12 protein-coding genes are annotated in these 21,504 nt (G+C 44.2%); 3 read left to right on the top strand and 9 right to left on the bottom strand.

What is annotated here, in order from left to right:
* Positions 1 to 315 precede the first annotated feature (315 nt).
* Entirely contained in the window at positions 316 to 1,725 is a 1,410-nt protein-coding gene (locus tag JMX03_RS10090) for a peptidylprolyl isomerase (RefSeq protein ID WP_201596542.1), read from the bottom strand.
* A 198-nt stretch (positions 1,726 to 1,923) separates the two neighbouring features.
* Positions 1,924 to 5,190: an LPS-assembly protein LptD gene (locus JMX03_RS10085; protein ID WP_201596540.1), complete on the bottom strand. Its 3,267-nt coding sequence runs from the start codon at positions 5,188 to 5,190 to the stop codon at positions 1,924 to 1,926.
* Positions 5,191 to 5,718: 528 nt separating this feature from the next.
* Between JMX03_RS10085 and JMX03_RS10080 the strand changes: the two genes are divergently transcribed.
* Positions 5,719 to 6,828 carry an aminoglycoside phosphotransferase family protein gene (locus tag JMX03_RS10080; protein ID WP_201596538.1) on the top strand — a complete coding sequence of 370 codons (1,110 nt, stop codon included), beginning with the start codon at positions 5,719 to 5,721 and terminating at the stop codon, positions 6,826 to 6,828.
* Positions 6,829 to 6,923: 95 nt separating this feature from the next.
* Entirely contained in the window at positions 6,924 to 7,652 is a 729-nt protein-coding gene (gene murU, locus JMX03_RS10075; RefSeq protein ID WP_201598040.1) for an N-acetylmuramate alpha-1-phosphate uridylyltransferase MurU, read from the top strand.
* A 251-nt stretch (positions 7,653 to 7,903) separates the two neighbouring features.
* Here murU and JMX03_RS15365 read toward each other — a convergent pair whose 3' ends face one another.
* From JMX03_RS15365 to JMX03_RS10045, 7 genes are all read right to left on the bottom strand, one after another.
* A complete protein-coding gene (locus JMX03_RS15365) occupies positions 7,904 to 8,020 on the bottom strand; it encodes a DUF2474 domain-containing protein (protein WP_374220341.1) in 117 nt (38 codons plus the stop codon).
* A gap of 101 nt (positions 8,021 to 8,121) precedes the next feature.
* Positions 8,122 to 9,138, bottom strand: coding sequence for a cytochrome d ubiquinol oxidase subunit II (cydB, locus tag JMX03_RS10070; protein WP_201596536.1), 1,017 nt, complete (start codon positions 9,136 to 9,138; stop codon positions 8,122 to 8,124).
* Positions 9,138 to 10,649, bottom strand: a complete 1,512-nt coding sequence (locus tag JMX03_RS10065; RefSeq protein WP_227695602.1) for a cytochrome ubiquinol oxidase subunit I — start codon at positions 10,647 to 10,649, stop codon at positions 9,138 to 9,140. Before JMX03_RS10065 ends, cydB begins: the two co-directional genes overlap by 1 nt.
* Positions 10,650 to 11,140: 491 nt before the next feature.
* On the bottom strand, positions 11,141 to 13,603 hold the full coding sequence (locus tag JMX03_RS10060) for an esterase/lipase family protein (protein WP_227695593.1): 2,463 nt from the start codon (positions 13,601 to 13,603) through the stop codon (positions 11,141 to 11,143).
* Positions 13,604 to 14,124: 521 nt separating this feature from the next.
* Positions 14,125 to 15,153, bottom strand: a complete 1,029-nt coding sequence (locus JMX03_RS10055; protein WP_201596534.1) for a tetratricopeptide repeat protein — start codon at positions 15,151 to 15,153, stop codon at positions 14,125 to 14,127.
* A gap of 426 nt (positions 15,154 to 15,579) precedes the next feature.
* Complete coding sequence (coq7, locus tag JMX03_RS10050; protein WP_227695926.1) at positions 15,580 to 16,218, bottom strand: 2-polyprenyl-3-methyl-6-methoxy-1,4-benzoquinone monooxygenase; 639 nt, start codon at positions 16,216 to 16,218, stop codon at positions 15,580 to 15,582.
* 151 nt (positions 16,219 to 16,369) lie between these two features.
* Positions 16,370 to 17,710, bottom strand: a complete 1,341-nt coding sequence (locus JMX03_RS10045; protein WP_201596530.1) for an MFS transporter — start codon at positions 17,708 to 17,710, stop codon at positions 16,370 to 16,372.
* Positions 17,711 to 18,098: 388 nt separating this feature from the next.
* On the opposite strand from JMX03_RS10045, the gene JMX03_RS10040 reads away from it, so the two are divergent.
* On the top strand, positions 18,099 to 21,467 hold the full coding sequence (locus JMX03_RS10040) for an autotransporter assembly complex protein TamA (RefSeq protein WP_406947747.1): 3,369 nt from the start codon (positions 18,099 to 18,101) through the stop codon (positions 21,465 to 21,467).
* The last annotated feature ends 37 nt before the right edge of the window (positions 21,468 to 21,504 follow it).

Here is a 21,504-nt window from a genome sequence, read left to right as displayed (position 1 = left end):
TTTAGCATGAATTTTGTCCATTACACCGCAAAGAACTATAATATGAATGTCTTAGCAGTAGTTTGTAACTAATACAAAACCCAAAAAGCGCGATTAACTTTGTCAAACTTTCTAAGCCTACTAGCTGTAGTGCTTGCGCAAGTTTTCCGTGTTACTCTGATTTTTGGAAATGGAATAAGGCGGTTATTAAGAAGGCAATTCTGGGTGGTATAAAGTTCAATATTCCTATGTTTTCAAAACTAAAAAGGGGATACGCAGTGCGTATCCCCTTCATTTAATCTAATTGTTTATATAAGTTATTTTTAGACAGTTTGCTTAGGGTGCAAGTACTTGGATATAAGCGCCGGCATGTAGCTCTTGTAACCAGTCTTCTTGCGCTTGTGGCGCGAGGCGTTGATACAGCGCCTGACGTGCCATATTACGGCGATATTGTTCGCTGACATCATGTTGACGCTTGCCTTCAACTTTGAGGATGTGCCAACCAAACTGAGTCTTAAACGGTGCAGAATAGTCCCCTACGCTGGTATTTTTCATGACTGCTTCAAATGGACCGACCATGTCTTCTTCACTGACCCACTCAAGATCACCACCACGCCCTGCAGAGCCTGGGTCATCAGAGTAAGTGGCTGCTAAGCCTGCGAAGTCAGCACCTTGACGTAGCTGCTCATATAGGTCGTTCACTTTTTGTTCGGCGAGTGCATCAGTTTGTAGCTCGTCGACCTTAATCAAGATATGACGTGTATGCCACTGCGGGATGATCATGGTATCACTGGCTTTTTTGTTAGCAAGCTTGATGATATCAATGCCTTCAGGAGTGATGAGCGGTTCACTCACAGCGCCCACATCAAGCTTGACGATCTCACTTGATAGTTCGGTTGGAAGGGCAGCAGCCTTATGAAATCCCATATCGCCGCCTTGTAGCGGAATAGGGTAGCTACCTTGAGAGGCATTCATAGCTGCTTCAACATCTACGTTAGGTGCCTGTAGGCGTGTACGTAACCCTTGAGCGACTGTCAGCGCTTGCGTACGCTGCGCTTCTGATAGACGACTGTAATCATCTACATAAGGCACGCGGACGTGAATGGTTTGATATTCACTTTGGTTTAAGCGCTTGGCTTCAGGTGAGGCTAAAAACGCATCAATATCTTGCTCGCTGATGCGCACACGATTGGCAATTTGGCGTTGTTGTAGTGCCTGAATAGCAGCGTCTTCGATCAGTTTTGCCCGTAAATCGGCATAGCTACCAGTTTGCTCGCTATCCAATCGCTGCTGTAGGGCTGCAATGCTACTGAGCCCTTCAGCTTGTGCGATTTGTGCTAAGCGTTGATTGATAGCCGCTTCATCGGGTTTGAGTCCCACCCGATTGACCAGTGACAGTTGTAGCTCACGTAAAACGAGTGCATTTAACACGTCAGACTGCAGTTGAGCTGAATTGGGAATTGGCTCACCAGCTGCTTGCGCGCGTGCTTGAGTTTGCGTGATAGCAGCAACTAAATCGCTTTTTAAGATGGCATTATCGTTGACTAGTGCGATGATGCCGTCGGTACTATTAGCGGGTGTTAACCGAGCGCTATTATCTTGGCTAGCGGTCGAACCCATTTCTTGTGTGGTTATAGGCTCTGTCGTTGTTGCCGCTTGAGCGTTGAAGCTAAGCGCAAGGCCTGCACTCATACCCATAGAAACTAATACAGCACGGCTGGTTTGACGTAAAGAAAAAAATCTCATGATGCTCCTCATCAATGTCATCGCATCGGATAGTGTTTGGCCAATTTTATCCAGTATATTATGCATGATTTTAGTATAAATAATCAGCTACTGGATAATCTTGCCTATAATGTTATTAAGTGATTGTTCGATAGGCGTTGATAACATAGCCTAAATACGTTTTTTGACTCTTAAGCAGATATCTTCGCAAAGCTGTTACTACTCTTTCCATGCGGTTTGTACTGGTTCAAAACCGAGTACTTTATCTGCAAGCAGTCGGGTTAAACGGCTATTGCTACTGCCCAGACCATTTAATCTGATTTCAGCCATTATTGCTTGTGTTGGCTTGTCTCTGGTATTGAGGTCATTATAGTAACGACGACCATATACGGCAAAACCAATACAGCAATCTTCGTAATCTATGCCAACCAGTGCATCGAGCATTTTATCACTATTATAGTCGTACTGTCCCTGTGCTAATACTCGCCAGTTGTTGTTAAAGGGGAAGATCGCAGAGGCGGTAAACGCAGATAGTGGCAACTGATTGGTATTGTCATCACGCATACGCTTGACGAAGCCGACGTTAAATAAGCTGTTGTCTGACGGCTGATAGCGCAGCTCAGTCGTGACATAATTCAAATCGTAACTATTGGTGAGTGCACCGCTCACATCAACCCAGACATTATTATAAGGTTGAGTACTGGCATCCCATACCATGCCTGATGATGAGCTATTAAAAATCGATTGTTGATCATCAAGGGTGACACGTCCATCATCGATATAAAATTGCTCTGCAATGCTACCATCAAAACGTGTCACGCCCGTTGCGTCGATGTAACGATAGTTAATGCCCGGAGTGAAGGCGTGTAAGTCTTGCAAGCGGTCATGACCTAAGAACCAGCTGTCTGAAAAAAGCTGCTCATAGTTGATAGAAGCAATGCGAGTGTTAAAGTTTGGCAGCTCGTTTTGGTCTTCAAACGGTGAGTAAGTATATTTAAGTCTCGGGCTCAATATCTGATAGCCGCCCATCGTGTCATCAAATGCGCCAAATGGTGAGCCTGCTTTGTAGAGGTTAAGACCTGCATCGATACTGGCTTGTGGCACAAACACCGACTGACTACCGTCATCTTCACTCAACAAGTTATCTGCCAAGCTGTCTTGATCATATGAGGTATATAGATGCTGTAAACCAACCTTAGGCTTGATATATCCCCACGAAGACTCAATAGGGTAGCTGGCGCTGAGTTTGTTATAAACGCGTACACCACTTTTTTCTGCCTCCGAGCCATCGTCGATAGACTTTTTGAAATAAGCAGAATCATGGACACCAGTGATGTCGAATTTTTCTACCCAAGGTAGGCGATAGCTCAACTCTAATTGAGGTAAGCGTGAATAAGGCTTGTCTTTATCTTTTAGCGCCTCGCCAGTACTGGTAAACCCATCAAGAGTTTGGAAGGTCTCGAGTTTTAAGTCACCAGTGATGTAATCATTGTAATAGTTAAGACGAGCGCGTCTGGGTAAGTTCAGTGTGCTGTCAGATAAGCCAAGCGTGTCAAAATCATCGAGGTAATTGGCATCAGATACATAGCTATATTTAGCATCACCACTTAAGCGCGGGATGCTGTTTGATGACCAATAGTGATCATGAAATAAGCTACTTCGGTCTTCATCATTATATTGTTTGTCATTTGGCAAGTATGAACCATTAAATATACCGCCACCGTACTCTTCAGTTAAATAGCGGAACTCCCCTGAAAGCATAGGGTTACGATTGGTATAAATATGCGTGTTCAGTGTGGCATCATAGTTGGGTGCCAAGTTGAAATAATAAGGGATGTCGACTTCAAGGCCACTTTCGCTATCGATGCTGGCACTAGGCAACAAAAACCCACTACTACGGCGACTATCAATTGGGAAGTTGAAGTAAGGTAAGTAAAACACAGGAACATCAGCAATACGGAAAGTCGTGTCGTAAGCTTTTCCGCGTCCGGTGTCCGTGTCTAAATCAATACTTTTGGCATCAAATTGCCACTTGCGATTGGTCGGTGGACAGGTACTGAACATCACTTCGTCCAGCTCATACTGACTCTCGTTAGGACGGTTTAGGCGCTTGGCATAACCGTGCGACTGCAGTGGTACACTGGCAAAAGCCACGCCATAAGCTGTGGTTTGTCCAGACTCAGTACTATAAGCCAAGCTATCAGCGACGCCAATCAGTCCACCTTGTGAAGCTTTTTCGGTAAGAGAATCTGTATTACCTTGGCCTTGCATTGCAGCTGTGTTGTTATTGCCAATCGCTTGATCGGTAAACATCACCTTGCCTTGTGCGCCAGCGATGCCATTGGTCAAATCCAGTACAATTTTATCAGCCTCGATATGCTGAGTACCCTGATTCAGGATGACGTTACCTGAAAGTTCAGCATAATCTACATTATCATAATAGCCATAATCAGACTCTGCAAATAAAGGCGCCTGACTATTATCAGTGCCGCTTTTAGTCTGATAGCCTGCTTCATTGCTGGCACGTTGATAGTTGGGATTACGCTGAGGATAAACCCATTGACCTTCGCAGCGCTGAGAGCTGTCTACGCTATGTGGTAATAGATTTAAGTCAGTGCCAAGCTGGCGTATAGGTCTGTTGCTGGCTTGTGGGATATCTATAGGTGTTAGATCGGGTGATAGGCTGTTGTCTATTGAGAGTTGTCCATCACTCACAACGTCATCAGTATCTTTTGCTGGAGAGGTATCGCTATCGGGTTTCAACTGGTAAAACTCTGCCAAAAGCATTAAGCTTTCTTGAATACTTTCATCACTGACATCAAGGCGACTGCTATCAAGTGCAGGATCTGTTGCTATGCCTTGCTCAGCACGCGTTAAGTCGTTTTTATCATCAGCATCGTCTAATTGTGAGATTAGGTTTTCAGTTACTAAGGCTTCGGAGTTTACAGCGCTGTCAGTAATTGTGGTGACTGGAGTTTCAGAAGTTGCAACTGCGTCATGGACAAAAAGATCTATTTCAGTGTTGTCTGTATAAGAGCTATCAGCACTATCTATATCAGTACTGTCTGCTACATCTGTGATGGTAGGGCGGTTAATGACTTGCTGAGAACCAGCACTGCTAACTCTGCTTCGATTCATACCAACTTGATTGAGAGCTGTCTGATCAAACGCTGTATCGCGGCTTGAATTTGAATTTAACTTTTTGACTCTATTTGTATTATTGACACTAGGAGTTACAGAGCGTGTGATGCGAATATCTGTGGTACCAGTTGCAAGGGCTGTTTGATCAATAGGCATGCTGCTCGTGTCAGTGTTACTAACACTGGTCGGCGTACTGTTTAGGATATCAGGACTGTCAGCGACTAAAGGCGTGGCTGTCTGCGATTGAGTGTCCGCTATCGCAGCATTACTCACAGCTAAGCCAGTCAAGCTTAAAGCACCAAATAAAATCAAACGAATGCTTTGGTAAAGCGGAGAATATAACAAGGGCACACCTATGATTGTAGAGCCTATTGGTTCGCGATATTGGGTTTGCTCGTATGTATGTCAGCCATGATGAATGATATTAAAATACCACTATACGATAATATGGTCACAAATATCTGTCGATATTACATATATTGACGACTTATCATAGTCAAAAAAAACCAAATCAGCTACACTATTGAACAATTTTTATGCGCTAGCGTGATGTTTCTGTACGCTCATGCGCAGCGGCGTCGATAAAAGTTATTAAGGGAGATAAAGTCCCGATAGCATTTTAGCAAGTATTTGCCGTCATTATTATATAAATTAAAACGATGTAAATTAAAACGATGTAGATCTAAGTTATACAAAGCTAAATTATAAAAACCTAAGCTGTGTCAACTTAAGTTATATGAGCTTAAGTTATATGAATCTAGGTTATTTTGGATAGCTTAGATTAGCTTAAGATTTATGATGACCGTATTCTACCTTTATCTTTTATTAGCACCGAATTTTAAATTCATTTACCGTTGACCTGCGATGCCTCTTATGACAGATAATATTACCTTACAGTCCCAAGATAATACCAGTGTAAATACTCGCCAGCAGCAGCTAGAGAGCTGGTTACAACATCAGTTTGCAGATCAAACGTTTAAGCTAGATAGTCTACCGGGTGATGCCAGTGCCCGAAGATATCATCGCATACAATTGTTTGATAATAGCGCAGATATAGAGCCATCGGCGCGCTATATTGTCATGGATTCCGCTGATGAACAAGATGCAATGCAACAATTTATCAATGTCACTAAGCTGATGGCGCCAGCAGTCAATGTGCCAGAGCTTATATGCCAAGATGTGACGCAAGGTTTTTTAGTGCTGCAAGACTTTGGTGCCATAGAGTTCGCTCACTTATTGGTCGATGCTCCAGCCGCAGCAGTCAATGACTACTATCAATTGGCGATGCAGACCCTGATTGAGCTGCAAAAAACTCCTGTACAGCTGGCACGCGTAGAGCATCAACTACCAGACTATGATACGGTAATACTAAATCGTGAGATGGACTTGTTCCGTGATTGGTTCATACCTTTTATCGGAGTCAAATTTGCAGACTCGCTGTGGGAAAATCTGAAGTCAGCACTGATTGATGCTATCTTGGCGCAGCCGCAAGTTGTCGTCCATCGTGATTATCACAGTCGTAATTTGATGCAAGATCAGGCAGACAACTCACGTTTAGGAGTGATAGACTTTCAAGACGCTGTGATAGGTGCGTATACTTATGACTTGGTGTCATTGGTGCGAGATGCCTATGTTGATTGGCCTGAAAGCCAAGTCTCCGAGTGGGCTCGTGAGTTTTGGCAACTGCAAAAGCAGGCAGACTTGGCCACAGTGGATAATGTAGAGCAGTTTGCAAACGATATGAATGTGATGGGTGTCCAGCGTCATTTAAAGGTATTAGGAATTTTTATTCGCTTATCTGAGCGTGATGGGAAGGATCGCTATTTGGCCGATATACCCAAAGTCATGCGTGATTTGATGTTTGAATTAAATTGGCTTGCTGAGCAGGGTAGTCAAGATATAAAGCAAGCAGTGCTACCCTTCAATCAATGGCTACAAGAGACTGTGTTACCTGCTTATCAAAATAAATTCTCATCAATATAAATGATGATAAGTTGAACTTAGTACTTAAAAACTACTTAAAAACTACTTAAAAACCATCTAAATACTGTTAAAAAGGAGCGTGTCTCTTCATGTCCATATCGACGATTACGCAAGCAATGATCTTGGCAGCAGGCAAGGGCACACGCTTACGTCCGCTCACGCTTGAGACGCCGAAGCCTTTGGTAGAAGTAGGCGGGCAGCCATTGATTGTGTGGCACATCAAAGCGTTACAAGTTGCAGGTGTCACTGATATTACGATAAATGCGTCATGGCTTGCTGACAAGCTGATGACATCACTGGGCGATGGCACACAGTACGGTGTCAATTTGCACTGGTCAGTTGAAGATGACGAACCTTTAGAGACGGCAGGCGGAATATTCCAAGCCTTACAGACAGGCAAGCTAAAAGATGCCCCCTTTATCTTAGTGAATTCCGATGTCTGGACGACGTATGATTTTACCAAGCTGCAAAACTATAAGCTGGGTAACGATCAGCTTGCGCATCTGTTATTGATTGATAATCCGACGCATAACAGCGGTGGCGATTTTGCGATTAATAATGGCTTGGCTAGCGAACAAGCTGTTGCCGAGGCAGATAAATTTACCTTCGCAGGTATCAGCGTCATGTCACCACAACTAGTCGACGGATTGGTACAAGGTCAACCTGCCGCCTTGGCGCCGCTCCTTAAGCAGGCGATGATGAAATTTCAAATTACCGCTGAAGTGATTAAAGATAACTGGATAGTCGTCGGCACACCCGAACGTTTAGAGCAGGTTAATGAGTTTATCAAGAGCAATGGCGTTGATAATCATCAGGGTGCCTAGGTTAAAGTAATATAGTCGAAAGATTTTAAAAGCGTTAAAGTACTACTGGTATAAATTTTGCGCAGCCTCTGTGGATACAGCACGCAAGTAAAATTTATACCAGTAGCATGAACAAGTGTATCGATGTTACTTTACTCTGACTATAGCTCAATCAATCTATATACGTAGCCTAATAAAAAAAGCAGCGCCGATTAATCGGCGCTGCTTTTTTATTATATGGTAATGGATAAATAGCAGTGTATAAGAGGGTATTAGACCCCCATCGCCAGCTTAATTAACTGTGCGATGATAAAAACAACCAGAAATCCTGCTATATATAGGCCAACGAACCATGCCCATTGCGATTGTTTCTTACTGAGCTTTTTCATGATCGCTCCTACTGTGTAGCAATACGCTTTTTACTTTTGCTAAGTGTCACTACTGACGATATATAAAGTAGCTATTAATCTTGTTAATTTTTTCCTAATCCTTAATACATATGCTCATGATCTGTTTTACCCTTGAATGTGTAATACGCAAAAGCGGTATAACTTAAGATAATCGGCAGCATAATCAACGCACCAATCAGCATAAAGGACAATGAAGTGTCAGCAGCAGCAGCCTCATAAATCGTCATCTGATAGGGTACGATATAAGGGAAAATAGCGGCACAAACCCCAATATAGCCCATCAAAAACAGAGCAACGGTCAACAAGAAAGGACGGTATTCACGCTCAGTGGTTAGGTCTTTACGCATGAGGAAGAATAGTAATAGCACAATGAGCGGCATGGGGGCTAAATACAATAGGCCTGGCAGACTGAACCAACCTTCGAGCGCATCGATATCTAAAAAATACATAGATATCGGGACAGCAATCATCGCCGCGATTAATGCTGAGAGCATCCAACCAGAGACTTTGCGCGCCCAAACTTGTAGTGAGTGCTCCGTTTTGATAATAAGCCAAGTAGAGCCAAGCAGCGCGTAGCCAATGATTAGAGCAAACCCGCACATAATGGCAAATGGAGAGAGCCAATCAAAAGGGCCGCCCGTATAAAGGCGATTGCTAGCTTCTAAGCCTTGCACGAGCGCTCCGAGCATGATGCCTTGAGAAAAAGTAGCCACCACAGAACCTACAAAAAAGAAACCATCCCACACATAACGTCGTGCAGAGGACTTAAAGCGAAACTCAAACGCCACCCCGCGCATGATAAGACCGAATAGCATGAAAGTCACAGGCAAATACAGCCCGCTCATAATGATGCCATAAGCGACTGGAAAAGCGGCGAATAGTCCACCACCGCCCAATACAAGCCAAGTCTCGTTACCATCCCAAAATGGGGCGATAGAGTTCATTATGCGGCTACGGTTTTTATCTGAGCCGGCAAAGGGAAACAAGATGCCACAGCCCAAATCAAAGCCATCAAGTAGCACATAAATAAACACAGAAAGAGCGATAAGTCCGCCCCAAATTAAGGGTAAGTCTAATACATCACCGTAGTTAAACATTAGCGCAACCCTCCATCTTCGACGTCATTTGCAGGCTTATCGAGATCTTCAGAACCATCTTGTTCCTGCACTTTTTCACTGGCAAGGCTGTCACCACTAAGCGTACGTCCTTGACCCTCAGTGACAGAGTGCTCATAGAAGTTGTCATCCGCTGGATCTTCGAATGGCTGTGGTCCCTGAGCGATCAAACGTAGGATATAAAAGCTCCCTGCACCAAAGACGAAGATATACAGCACAATAAAACCGATTAGCGTGGTTGCCACCTGCTGTGCTGCAACGGGTGATATGCTTTCAGCAGTACGAATCACACCATAGACGGTGTAGGGTTGACGGCCTACTTCTGTGACGAACCAACCAGCCAATAAAGCGACAAAGCCAAGCGGTGTCATCAACATCCAAGTACGGTGAAAGGTTTTACTCTCGGGATTAAACTGTTGTTTTTTGAAGTATTTATACAGGCTGAACAGCCCAACTAAGACCATTAGCATGCCAATACCGACCATGATACGAAATGCCCAAAACACAATAGCAACAGGTGGTTGGTCTTCTGGCGCCCAGTTTTTGAGACCTTTTACCTCACCATCAAATGAATGAGTTAAAATCAACCCTGACACATAGGGGATGCTGACTTCGTATTTATTGGTTTGATTGTCTTGGTCAGGAACCGCAAAGAGACGTAGCGCGGCACCGCGTTCGTCTTCCCAAATGCCTTCCATTGCTGCCACTTTGGCTGGTTGATGTTCTAAGGTGTTTAAACCATGTCCATCACCAATCAACACCTGTGCTGGCGCGACAAAGATTGCCATTATCATCGCCATACCTAACATCACACGCCCATGCTGTCGATGTTCAGTATGTCGTTTGGACTGCAGGTAGTAAGCACCAATGCCGCCAATGACAAAAGCAGTGGTCAAAAACGCTGCCGTTATCATGTGTGCATAACGATAAGGGAAAGAGGGATTAAAGATGATTTCAAGCCAGTTGGTCGGATAGAGCAGGCCATCAGCACCAATCATAAAGCCTTGCGGTGTTTGCATGAAACTATTGGCCGCTAAAATCCAAAATCCTGATATCAGCGTACCGATAGCGACGATCGCTGTCGAAGCAAAGTGCATGCGTTTGCTTACACGCCCCCAACCAAACAGCATAATACCCAAAAACGATGCTTCTAAGAAAAACGCGGTCAATACTTCATAAGCGAGTAGCGGGCCTAAGACGTTACCGGCTTTATCAGAAAACACAGCCCAGTTGGTACCAAATTGATAGGACATCACGATGCCAGATACGACGCCCATTCCGAAAGCCACGGCAAAGATTTTGACCCAGTGTTTATATACTTCGGCATAAATGGCGTCGCCTGTTTTGAGCCAACGGAACTCAAGAACGGTCAGCCAACTGGCAAGACCGATAGTAAAGGCTGGAAAGATGATATGCCATGAGATAACAAAAGCGAACTGGATGCGCGCAAGCATTAACGCATCGAGCTGGTCTATCATAAATGTAGCGAACATAAGCGCTTACCTTTATCTGTTAGCTGAATAGCGCTGACTTCCATGATACGCCCAAGTAACTGTCCGCAATGGTTCAGACCAATATCGCGGGCAATAGCCAAGTTTTAGTTAGCGGCAGGGATTTTAAATTAAACTTATCTTATTTAAAAATAAGCCATCGTCAAAACTGCTTCGATCTTATTAAGGTGATTTATATCCTTACAAACCACCTATTATTTGTCTATCAAATCAATATCTTAGCTCATTGATTGTTTAAATATTATGCGCTTCAAGATAATGACGTGCAAGCAATGGCTCATGACAGCCTCATGACCATCAATCGTTAATAATGACGGGCGTTTGGGAGCTATAGACGAGAATAAATCATGAGATATTCCATACATTATTATGTATTAATAATGTATGGAAATAGAGACTATTGGAGGCTGATAGATAGGTTTTTTGTTGATATGTAGCCGTCATTGAAGAGAGCTTCATTAATTTTACCAAGATTATTGCTGTAGCTGCTGATGCAAGATGCGGCGCAGAGTAAGGATGGTTTGTGGGTTGGTTTGAATACTATGTCCGCCATTAATGACTGTCTCAGATGCTGCGCCATCGAGGTGAGCACTAGTATAAGGTACGATACCATCTGATAAGCTTTCGGTTAGCGCTTGGCTAATATCATCATCTACTGATACTGCTGCAAACAATGGCTCATTCTTCATTGCGTCCTCTCTAGCAGTAGTATTCGCAGCACTTTCAGTAGCGGTAGATGCCCTAGATAAATCGATTTTGGCACCACCCGGCTGCATTTGTGCTAACCCTTGGGTGATGTCTGCGTCGTTATTCGCAATGATGGAATGATAGATAATGCGATCATTAATGGTGATGTCTTTAGTCAGCTGGATAAATGACGACTTATCACTTAGCTGGCTGGCACCGTTTTGCAGATATAAAGCCCCAAGAGGACTCGCTGCTAGCTCACCTTGAGTGGCAATGGTTGCCAGATTGTCAGTGACTGTTTTTACTAGCCCCACTGGTAAGTAAACAATGCGGCGCAGCGCACGCGTGAACCAACGATCTGCATAATCTGTCCCTCGAAACGGCGCGGACAAAAATACGGCGGTATCTACTTGTGGTAAGGTCTGTAGCTCGAAACGCGCTTTTAGCTGTTGTTCGCCAAAAGATTGTTTGAGCGCTTGACGAATTTGATACTTCTCATTACTCGAGAGTAGGTTTTGGTCATCAAGCCTATCGAGGTCATCGAGCAGGTTGTCGTCAGACAGCATCATGCGGGCAATGAGCGCGCCCATACTGTGACTGATAATTACGCTGTTTTTACTGGCGCGATTTTGTCCCTTGGGATCAGTCTGCTCATAGGCGCTATTAATCAGACCTTGAATTTGATAGCGGTTCTCTAAAATGGGGAGGTTGGTTGGATAAAATATTTGCCACACTTGATAGTTATCACGCAAGGTATCATCGTTGAGAATATCGTTGGTCAAGTTTACCCAAGTTGCAGGACTGGAGGCCAGTCCATGGAGCATGATCAGCACGCGCTTGTCGGGATCATAAGGCTCAAGCATGAATAGCCTAGGCAGGTTGGCTTCTGGCTGGCGCGTGATTAAGTTTAAATAGCCAGCGCCATCGAGCTGGTTTTCTGCCAACCATAGCCCATACCCTGCAGAAAAGTTAGCAGCGAGTGGGTAGTTGTTTCCGAGGATATTCACATTATCAGTACGATAAGGGTTGTATAGGTTTACATCAAGCTGACGGCTACTGAGCACCTCCAGTACACTGTCACCAGCGGGCTTTACCAGTCCAGTCATCAGTAGATGACCCGTTGGATAGATGCGGGTGCTAGGCTCACGGTCATCCATACTGTCGTTGTGAGATGTTTTGGACAGCCTACCTGATAAGGATGAGGCCAAAAGTTGGCGAATCGTAGTGGTGTAGCGATCATTCAGTGATGCCACCAAGCTCACTCCCAATCCTGGACGCTTACTGACAGAGTTTAGGCCTGATAGACGCAACTCGTATGTCGACGTCAAATCAGCGAGGGCAGAGGTCTGTTTACGAGCATTTTGCAAGTAGTTGTTTTCATTAGGCAGATAGATATTGAGATCATAATTATCGATGGTCATATTCATGACCTTGATTTGATCAGTAAGTTTGCCTTTTAGCGGTGCTAGATTGGTAATGGCTGCTTCATTGCTGTCGTCAATATGGTCATTGATCGCTAAGTACTGCTTTTGTGTATCTCCCATTAGCTTATCTGAGCGATCTGCAGATTCATACAACTGGGTGATGATGTCATTGCTAGCAGCATTGTAGATATCTTGGGTTTGAATGTCGATATCGGTTGGAATACGATGCGTCTGACGGGCGACAGTTTTGTCGGTAGCAGCACCTTCAAAGTCATGAGCTAAGCTATTGAAAAACAGATAGGCATAACTGGATTTGATGGCATCAAATAGTCGGGTTTGATAGCTGATAAGGCAAGCACTGGTATTTTCTTTTTGCGCCGCTTCCTCTTCAGCGCTTAAAGGCGCGTTGGCATAATAAGGATCAAGAGGCGGGCGTAATAATGCTATCTGGCAATCTTGCGAGTTTGCTAACTGGCGTGCTTTGGCATAATGCAGCTCAGAAAAAATAGCCAGCGCAGATCTATAGTGCTTATTGAGCATGCTGTCTGTCAATTGGGTTAAGCACAAGTCAAAATTCTGTATACAAGCTTGCTCATTAAGCCCTGCAGATAATAATGTCGAAGCGGTCGCACTACTGAGTTCGTTTTCGGTGACAATGTTTCCACGTTGAGCCGTAAGGGTCTTTGCTTGAGACTGCTTGTTGACTGAAACAGTGCTACAAGCAGGGAGTAATATCATAGTCGCTACCAATGCTGTAAGTGCTGCAATGGACGTGGATCTTTTCTTCATATTCATCGCCGCAACTGCGGTGTGCTTGGCAAGCATAAGTGGCCTCGGTAAGTAGCAATGATTTAGGTAATGGCATGGATCAAAAAATGACTTAAAATAGTAAGTCACTTAAAATGAGTAGTGACCTAACAAGTAAAACATGGCATTAAGTCCTTTTAATTACCCCAATACTGCATTGTTATATGTTTGTAAGTTTAGCGTAACTTTTAGAATTACACTAGGGCGTGTTCTCATTTTAAAAATGGTGATAAAAATGAGATAAATGACAGGCAAACAAGAAAAATAGCACAGATAATATCGAGATATTAACCAGCTATTTGCCGCTGTTTGGCAACATTTAGCCATTTTTAGCCCATTTAGATGACTATCGATTGAATTGAGGACACGCCCTAGGTCGTATTGAGCGATTCACAAATAAGCGTTACCGACACGGTTAATAAAACAGCGCCACAAAAAAGCGCGTTTGTTTTACCGCTGATGTCATATCACGATAAAATAAACGCGCTTTTAAAAGTAGTTTTGACTGAACGATTTACTGATAAGTCATAAGATCAAGACTAGATCGTTGGTTTGATATTGATATTAGGTGCTGGTAAATCCCAAATATAATATTTTCCCTCTTCGATAAGCTTAATCTGTTGACGAATAACCGAATTGTCTGGTACTTGCTGCTCTAGACGACGGAGACGCTCTAAGGCTTCGTTACGACGATCACTTAATAAGTCCGACTGCGCTAAGCTTTGTTCTGCTTCCGTATAGCCAAGGCTGGCTGCTTTATCTAGATATTTTTTGCCTTCTTTAAAGCCACCGCCTTCAGCAAGCATCATACCGTATAAGAAGTTTGCTTCGCCGCTGTCTGGCTGTAGTTTGATAGCGCGATCGACATAACTGCCGCCGCGCACTGCAAAGTCTGAGCCCAAATCTAAGTTACGACCCATGCCATTAAGCTTTGCGGCACGTAAAAGTACATCAAAAGACGCACTTGGTGCACTGGCATATGGCTCAATCCACTCTGCTAATACTTTGATTTTTTCACGAGCATAATGACGCTGTGAGCGGTTAGGGAAGTTTGGTGGGTAATGGCGAGCATTGGGTGAAACTTCTTTGATAAAGTCATCTAGTAAGCTGACATCAAGTTTGTCGGTGCCAACGGCTGTTGTTTGCGGAATCAGTAGCGTCGGTACAAAGCTGACACTTGACACTTGTACTTGTGGCGCTGGGATATTGGCCAGCTGGCCGCTGCTAATATCAATACCAGTGGCAGTAATAGGGCCACGCTCATAAACGCGTGTTGCTCTGGTAGATTCTGATGCGGTAGGCGCGTTAGCAGTCGCTTGAGCAGCCTGTTCGGCCGTTGCTGATGCAGCATTTTGCTGTACTGCTGGTTGTACGCTACTGGTCGGCTGAGCACGGCGAATGACACGCTTGCTTGAGTCAATGGCACTAGGAGCACTAGCGCTAGAGGCGTCAGTTGTATCCGTAGCAGCGATGGCAGGTGCGGCGAACATCATGGCGCAGGCCGCTGCTAGAGCAGTCAGAGTTGCAGACTTGTAATGCTTAGTATGGTTGTTGTTGGGTTGGCTCATGGCAGTCGTTACCTTGGTTATTAATAAGTTATGGTATATAGAATAAAATAAATAGTAGTATAAAAATATAATCAGTGCTGCATAGACAGAATGCAAAAACTTCAGTTAATAGGCGTCAATCAAACAGTATGTCGTTTATAAGGACGTGTTGGATAGTCTCACACACGCCCTAATTTTGATACCGTAGCAAATTAGCATCGGGCTTCTCAGTAGTAGGATTGTTAAAAACCCTACGGGTTAGCATCAGCTATTAGAGTCTCAGTACTTTGCAGCCACTTAAATCATAGAAAGTACTCGGCTTAGGTCATATGCTTAAATCATATTTTAATGAGTAACTCTTAGAGTAAATTAAATATATCATTTTTCTATACGCTACTATTTATTGATAAATGGTTTTTTTATAAATGATTCTTTATCAAATACGCTTTATAAGTGATAAGCCGTCGCCTTCATGCGATTGGCCATCCAGCGCATCGTGTGGCGCACCAGTGGTGACAATTCTGCACCGCCATTTTCGAGTGCCAACTCGCGGTGATGCAGCTCCTCAATATCCATCTGCGCCAGTATCTCGCGTGAGCGTTTATCTTGCGCAGGCAGCTGACCGATATGATCTTGTAAATGTTCACTGACTTGCGCTTCGGTTTCAGCGACGAAGCCTAAGCTAAATTCATTAGAAATGGCGCCAGCGACAGCGCCAAGCCCAAACGACATCCCATACCAGAGCGGTGTGAATATGCTTGGATGGCTGCCTAGTTCTTGCAGGCGTGTCTCACACCAGACTAGATGATCGACTTCTTCTGCGGCCGACTGTTGCATGGCTTGTTTTACATCGTCACCTTTGGCGGTAAATGCCTGCCCATGATATAGGCCCTGCGCGCATACCTCACCCGTATGGTTAATACGCATCAGTCCTGCTACATGTCGAGATTCTGTGATACTCAGCTCAGGGATAGTATCATCACTGACAGGAAGCGGGCGCGTACTAGGGTTTGAGTGTGGAACGACGGCTCGTAGCGCCTGGTCGACGCCAAGTAACAAATGATCAATCTTGGATAAGGAACGCATTCCCAAGTTAGCTCCTGATATAACGTTATCTGCTCAAGGTGTTTATAGAGGTTTTATAATCACTCATTACTATAGCAAACAATGCCGCGCGTCGGCATGAATAAATCTGCTCTAGCAGTACGGCTACTTATTTATGAATCCTCAACACATCCTAACTTTGTTTTTCATGGGGTTCATCATCAGTTTGAATCACAGCTTGCATAACATGCTTATTCAATTTGATATATAAAAATATACCAAAAGCAATGTTGAGTACGCCAGTGACCAAAAACAACTGCGGCAGCGATAGCTTTAGAGTATTTAATATCACAATCGCAAAAACAGCTGAGGTGACCATAAAAATAGCATTAAAAATATTGTTAGCACCAACGATACGTGCACGATGACTTTTGGGTGCATAAGCTTGCATAGAAGCATATAGCGGGACGATGTACAGGCCACCACTGAATCCTAAAAAGAATAAATCCGCAAACACTCGCCAGCTGCCAGTAACTTTGAATAATTCGCCTATGCCAAATAAAGCGTCGGCATTGATCGCGATGTCTAACCCTGACAAAGAAAAATACAGATCAATAGCAAAAATACTCAAGCCAGCGATACCGAAGGGCAATAGTCGCAAGCTAACTCTATTTCTGGTCAAAGACTTACACAGCAGTGAGCCAATAGAAACCCCAACAGAAAATAGGGTTAATAAGAAAATAACCACCGACTCATCGCCATTTAAAATAACCTTACTAAACTCAGGGGTCTGGGTCAAAAATGTCGCCCCATAAAACCAGAACCAGCTATTGCCCAAAATGATAAAAAACAAAAACGGCAAAGAATACAAATAGCGCACGGTGGCCATACTGGTGGTAAAAATATTCCAGTTGATCTTTAGGTCAGGCTGCATCGCTGGCGTGATCGGAATATAGCGAGTAGCCACATAGCCTAACAAAGCGATGATTACCACTGTTGCGCTGATCCAATATAGAGATTGTGGTAGTTGGGTCAATAATCCTGCGACAATCATACCTATCAAGATCGCTAAAGATGTACCCATTTGGAACAAACCATTCGCACCGACCAGCTCATCCTTTTTCATTGCTTGCGGCAGGTAGGCATATTTAATGGGACCAAAAAAGGTAGAGTGAGTGCCCATGAGAAATAACGCCACGAACAATAACGCATACCACTCAAACACAAAGCCCACCGCAGCCACGCTCATGATCGTCAGCTCAAGCAGCTTAGTAAGGCGAGTCAGTTTGGACTTTTCATACTTATCGGCGATTTGTCCAGCCAATGCTGAAAATAAAAAGTACGGCAAAATAAACAGCATGGCTGCTAAGTTGTTGAGGATGCTTACTTCGACACCGATTTGACTGGCGGCGGTATAGGTCAATACTAAAATCAGCGCTTGCTTAAAAATATTGTCGTTAAAGGCACCCAAAAACTGGGTGAAAAACATAGCGCTAAAGCGGCGACGCTTGAATAACTGAAACTGATTTGCCATGTGAGCTCCTACAATTGGCCAGCGTCTAATGCAAAATAACAAGAGTAGATATAAGCGATCAAACTCATTGATATCTATATATAATTATGAATACTATCAAAAACTTATCAAAATATAAGATAGGTTTTATTGTTTTTAGACCGTATAATAGCAAGGCTGCGCTAGAAATACATGCGCTAGATGCTATGATTCGATAATTAACTAAGCTATGATTTGCAATTTTCACTGAATTACCTCAAAGTTGTTGGGTAATGAATATGGTATGGTGAGATCCGTTCGTTTAACTACTATTCGTTTAACTACTATATATAAGTATAATCACCGGTAAGTCCAGACGATACTATCGTCAGTATGAGTATGCCGCGTGAGGTGATAGGAAATAAGTATGATGAAACATCAGCCCTCAACGCTCCCGCGCCGCTGCTTAGAGTTGCCGCGTACTCATTTTACCCGTTCTGCGCTTTTCACCGCGCTGGCGACTACCTTGGTTGGTTTTGGCGTTGCATTCCCTGCTATGGCTGAAGAAGTCAGTCCAACGGCTGATGGCTCTGCCAAGCTTTCTAGCTTATCCAAATACAATGCGCTGATGGCTGGTGAGGACACGCAACTTGATGCCGCGTTGGATGCGCTGCGCCTAAAACAAGCAGTAGAACAAGGCATTGTCGATCAATCGGTACTAGATGACTATAGTAAACAAAGCCTAGGCAGCTTATTAAAGGCTCCTGCATCAGTTAAGGTTGCTGCTGATAAAGCTAATGATTTGAACCGCGCAGATGAGAAAGAAACGCTGCAATCTAACGCTGCTGATGACAGTTTGCTCGAGCAAGCAGAGACTGTACAGCAGCAAGGGTATCAGATGATGACGCCTGAGCAGATTGATCGTGAGCTTGCGGCATTGGATGCGCAAAATAATCAGAGCAGTGCTCAAAGCAATAACAAGGATTCGGATTTTGACGAGTCCTTTGATAATCCAGTTGCCACTTTAGACAGTACTCAACTTCCTATTGGCTTGGATCCAGCATTAGATGCGGCCAATTTACCAGCGCCGACCAACCTTGAGACCCTGGGGCGTGAACAAGATGCTGCTGACCGCGCTGAAGCTGCCGAAATTATGTCACGGCCAATTAACGTCAGTGACTCTGTGGGCAGTGGTGATGCAGACCAAGCGCCTGCACAAGTATTGGCACAGCAAGAACCTGATACGGTGACTGGTGCTGACGACAGTACCGCTGATATCAAAGCTCAAGCGAATGCTGGTAAGTTGCCTATAGAAAATATTGAGCGCGAGAATGCTGACCCTCTAAATCCTGAAGATTATTTACCTGAATATCAAGCGTCTACCGAGACCGAGGCTGTCACCGAAAGTATAGAGCAAGCCTCGAAACCCAAATCTGTAGCGCGTAATGGTGGTGGACTAGTCGAAGGGTTATATAATCGTCTGTTTAACGGCGGCGTTATGGCGATACCTAACGTAGAGACAACGGTTTATTTGCAGCAAGCGCCTGCCGATGATGCAGTCAATGCACAGCCAAAGCTAATCAAAGCTGATAAAGATATTCAGCCGATTAATAATATCAAAGCAGCGCTCGACGATACGAGTGTGCAAGCGGTTGAGGACTTTACCGCTGCCTTGCCACGCTTGCGCCAAACGGCATTAGATGCGGCGCGTGCAGTGGGATACTATGATGTGACTTTACGTCTGCGGCAACCAACTGCTGATACCATTGAAGTGATTATTGAAGAGCTTGGCGAGCCTGTACGTGTAGATAGTCGTATTTTAGATATTCGCGGTGAGGGTATTGAGCAACCTGAGTTCCAAGCACTTGAAAAAGACTTGCCACCGCAAGAAGGCGACGTATTTAACCATCGTGTCTATAAAAACAGTAAAGCTGCGCTAGAGTCTCTGAGTAATACTTATGGGTACTTCGATCAATATTGGTTAAACAAATCCGTCGATATTATCTTGCCAGACAATACAGCTGATGTGTCACTGGTTTACAATACTGGCGATCGTTATGAGTTTGATGAGGTGGTGTTTTTTACTTACGATAAGGAGTCGGGCACATTGACGCGCGACCCTGCCAAGCTTCCTGTTGAAACCACAGTCTTAAAGCAGTTGATAGGCTTTGAAGCAGGAGATCCGTTTTATCGTCCGGCTGTTACCAAGTTTAGTAATGACTTATCAGCGACCCGTTATTTTAATACTGTCAACGTTGAGTCCATATTGCCACCCGATGAAAGTAGCGAAAGCAGTACTTTAGCATTTGATAATACCTCGGTGGATTTTGATGATAGCGATTTAATGGATGACGATGTCGATACTAATGCAGATGATGCTATAGTCAATGCTAATGAGCGCGGCAGTAGTGTGTCAAACGATAGTGATATTGACAGTGCTGATGATGCTGTCAATGCCAATAGTGGTGCGACCGTAGATGCAGCAGATGTGGCTCCCATTGAGTTTGAGGTCGATCAGGAGACAGAGGATAAGCTGCTGGCTGTTAAAGCAAAAGCAGAGCGTTTAAGTACTTTGCCAAACGACCGAGTGCTCGACGAAAAGCCACCAGAAGCCGTAGATAGTATCTTAGGTAAGATTAGTAATTCCATCAGCAATCTGGCGCAAAAAATATTCCCTGAAGAAGAAAGTGTCATCAATGATGAGGATTTTGTCGCGCCAACACTAGAGGGACGTAAAACACCGCAGCAAGTGCAAGAGAATAAAAAAGTGCCGCTGTATGTTTATGTCTCAGCTGAAAAGCCACGTGATGCCCAAGTCGGTATCGGTTATGGTACCGATACTGGTACTCGAGCGACCGCAAAAATAGACTACAATCTCATCAACCGTAAAGGCTATCAAGCTGGAGCAGAAACAGCCATATCACGGATTAATAAAAACGTGACCGTCTATGGCAGTCGTCCATGGAAGCATCCGCTGAATGATAAGTTGGATGCCAGTTTGACTTATGAAGAAGAAGTGATTGACCAAGGAGAAGGAAACTTCGATCTGTCTACCAAGACGCTAAAAGCAGGATTGGCACGCAACATTCGCCGCGACAGTGGTTGGAATCGTAGCTACTCTGTGCGTTATCGCTTAGATGAGCTTGAGACAGGCGTCGATGCAGCTGATCTAGACGATCTCCCTGTGCGTTTCACCTCGTCCAGACCCAAGCAAAAAGCCTTGTTATTTGGCTATGGTGTCAGTAAGACGGACGTTGACAATGCGACCAACCCAACTCGTGGTATACGCCAATATTATGGTGTTGAAGCGGGTACGGATAGCGCACTGAGTGATACTGATATGGCGATCGCTCGGGCAGGTGTCAGTGGTATTTATAGTTTTGGAGACTCAAATAAACATCAAGTGCTTGGGAGTTTAGATACCGGATATCTTTGGGCAGATGATTTCTACGAAGTGCCTTATAAATTACGCTTTTTTGCGGGTGGTGATCAAAGTATTCGTGGTTATGACTATGAGAGTTTATCGCCATTAGACAAGGGTTATCTAACGGGTGGGCAAATACTGGCCGTCGGCAGCGCTGAATACAACTATGAATTTATACCTGGTTTTCGTGGAGCGGTGTTTACTGATGTGGGTAACGCCTATGACAAGGACTTTAACGCTGATACTAAGGTCGGCGTTGGCGTCGGTATTCGCTGGGCATCGCCTGTAGGTGTGGTACGTGTCGATGTCGCGGCTGGCGTGACAGAAGACAGTATTCCAGTTAGACTACACTTCTTTATCGGCTCGCCTTTATAATGCTTTCATACAGTACTACAAAAGATAAAGCCAAACA

The sequence above is a fragment of the Psychrobacter fulvigenes genome, assembly GCF_904846155.1.
Classification (GTDB): Bacteria; Pseudomonadota; Gammaproteobacteria; order Pseudomonadales; family Moraxellaceae; genus Psychrobacter; species Psychrobacter fulvigenes.
This window is presented reverse-complemented; position numbering and strand designations above follow the sequence as displayed.

What these genes read in the sequence shown, in the direction of transcription:
- JMX03_RS10090 (WP_201596542.1), bottom strand. Translation starts at nt 1,725, where the DNA reads ATGAGATTTTTTTCTTTACGTCAAACCAGCCGTGCTGTATTAGTTTCT.
- JMX03_RS10080 (WP_201596538.1), top strand. Translation starts at nt 5,719, where the DNA reads ATGACAGATAATATTACCTTACAGTCCCAAGATAATACCAGTGTAAAT.
- JMX03_RS15365 (WP_374220341.1), bottom strand. Translation starts at nt 8,020, where the DNA reads ATGAAAAAGCTCAGTAAGAAACAATCGCAATGGGCATGGTTCGTTGGC.
- cydB (WP_201596536.1), bottom strand. Translation starts at nt 9,138, where the DNA reads ATGTTTAACTACGGTGATGTATTAGACTTACCCTTAATTTGGGGCGGA.
- JMX03_RS10065 (WP_227695602.1), bottom strand. Translation starts at nt 10,649, where the DNA reads ATGTTCGCTACATTTATGATAGACCAGCTCGATGCGTTAATGCTTGCG.
- JMX03_RS10060 (WP_227695593.1), bottom strand. Translation starts at nt 13,603, where the DNA reads ATGCTTGCCAAGCACACCGCAGTTGCGGCGATGAATATGAAGAAAAGA.
- JMX03_RS10055 (WP_201596534.1), bottom strand. Translation starts at nt 15,153, where the DNA reads ATGAGCCAACCCAACAACAACCATACTAAGCATTACAAGTCTGCAACT.
- coq7 (WP_227695926.1), bottom strand. Translation starts at nt 16,218, where the DNA reads ATGCGTTCCTTATCCAAGATTGATCATTTGTTACTTGGCGTCGACCAG.
- JMX03_RS10045 (WP_201596530.1), bottom strand. Translation starts at nt 17,710, where the DNA reads ATGGCAAATCAGTTTCAGTTATTCAAGCGTCGCCGCTTTAGCGCTATG.
- JMX03_RS10040 (WP_406947747.1), top strand. Translation starts at nt 18,099, where the DNA reads ATGAAACATCAGCCCTCAACGCTCCCGCGCCGCTGCTTAGAGTTGCCG.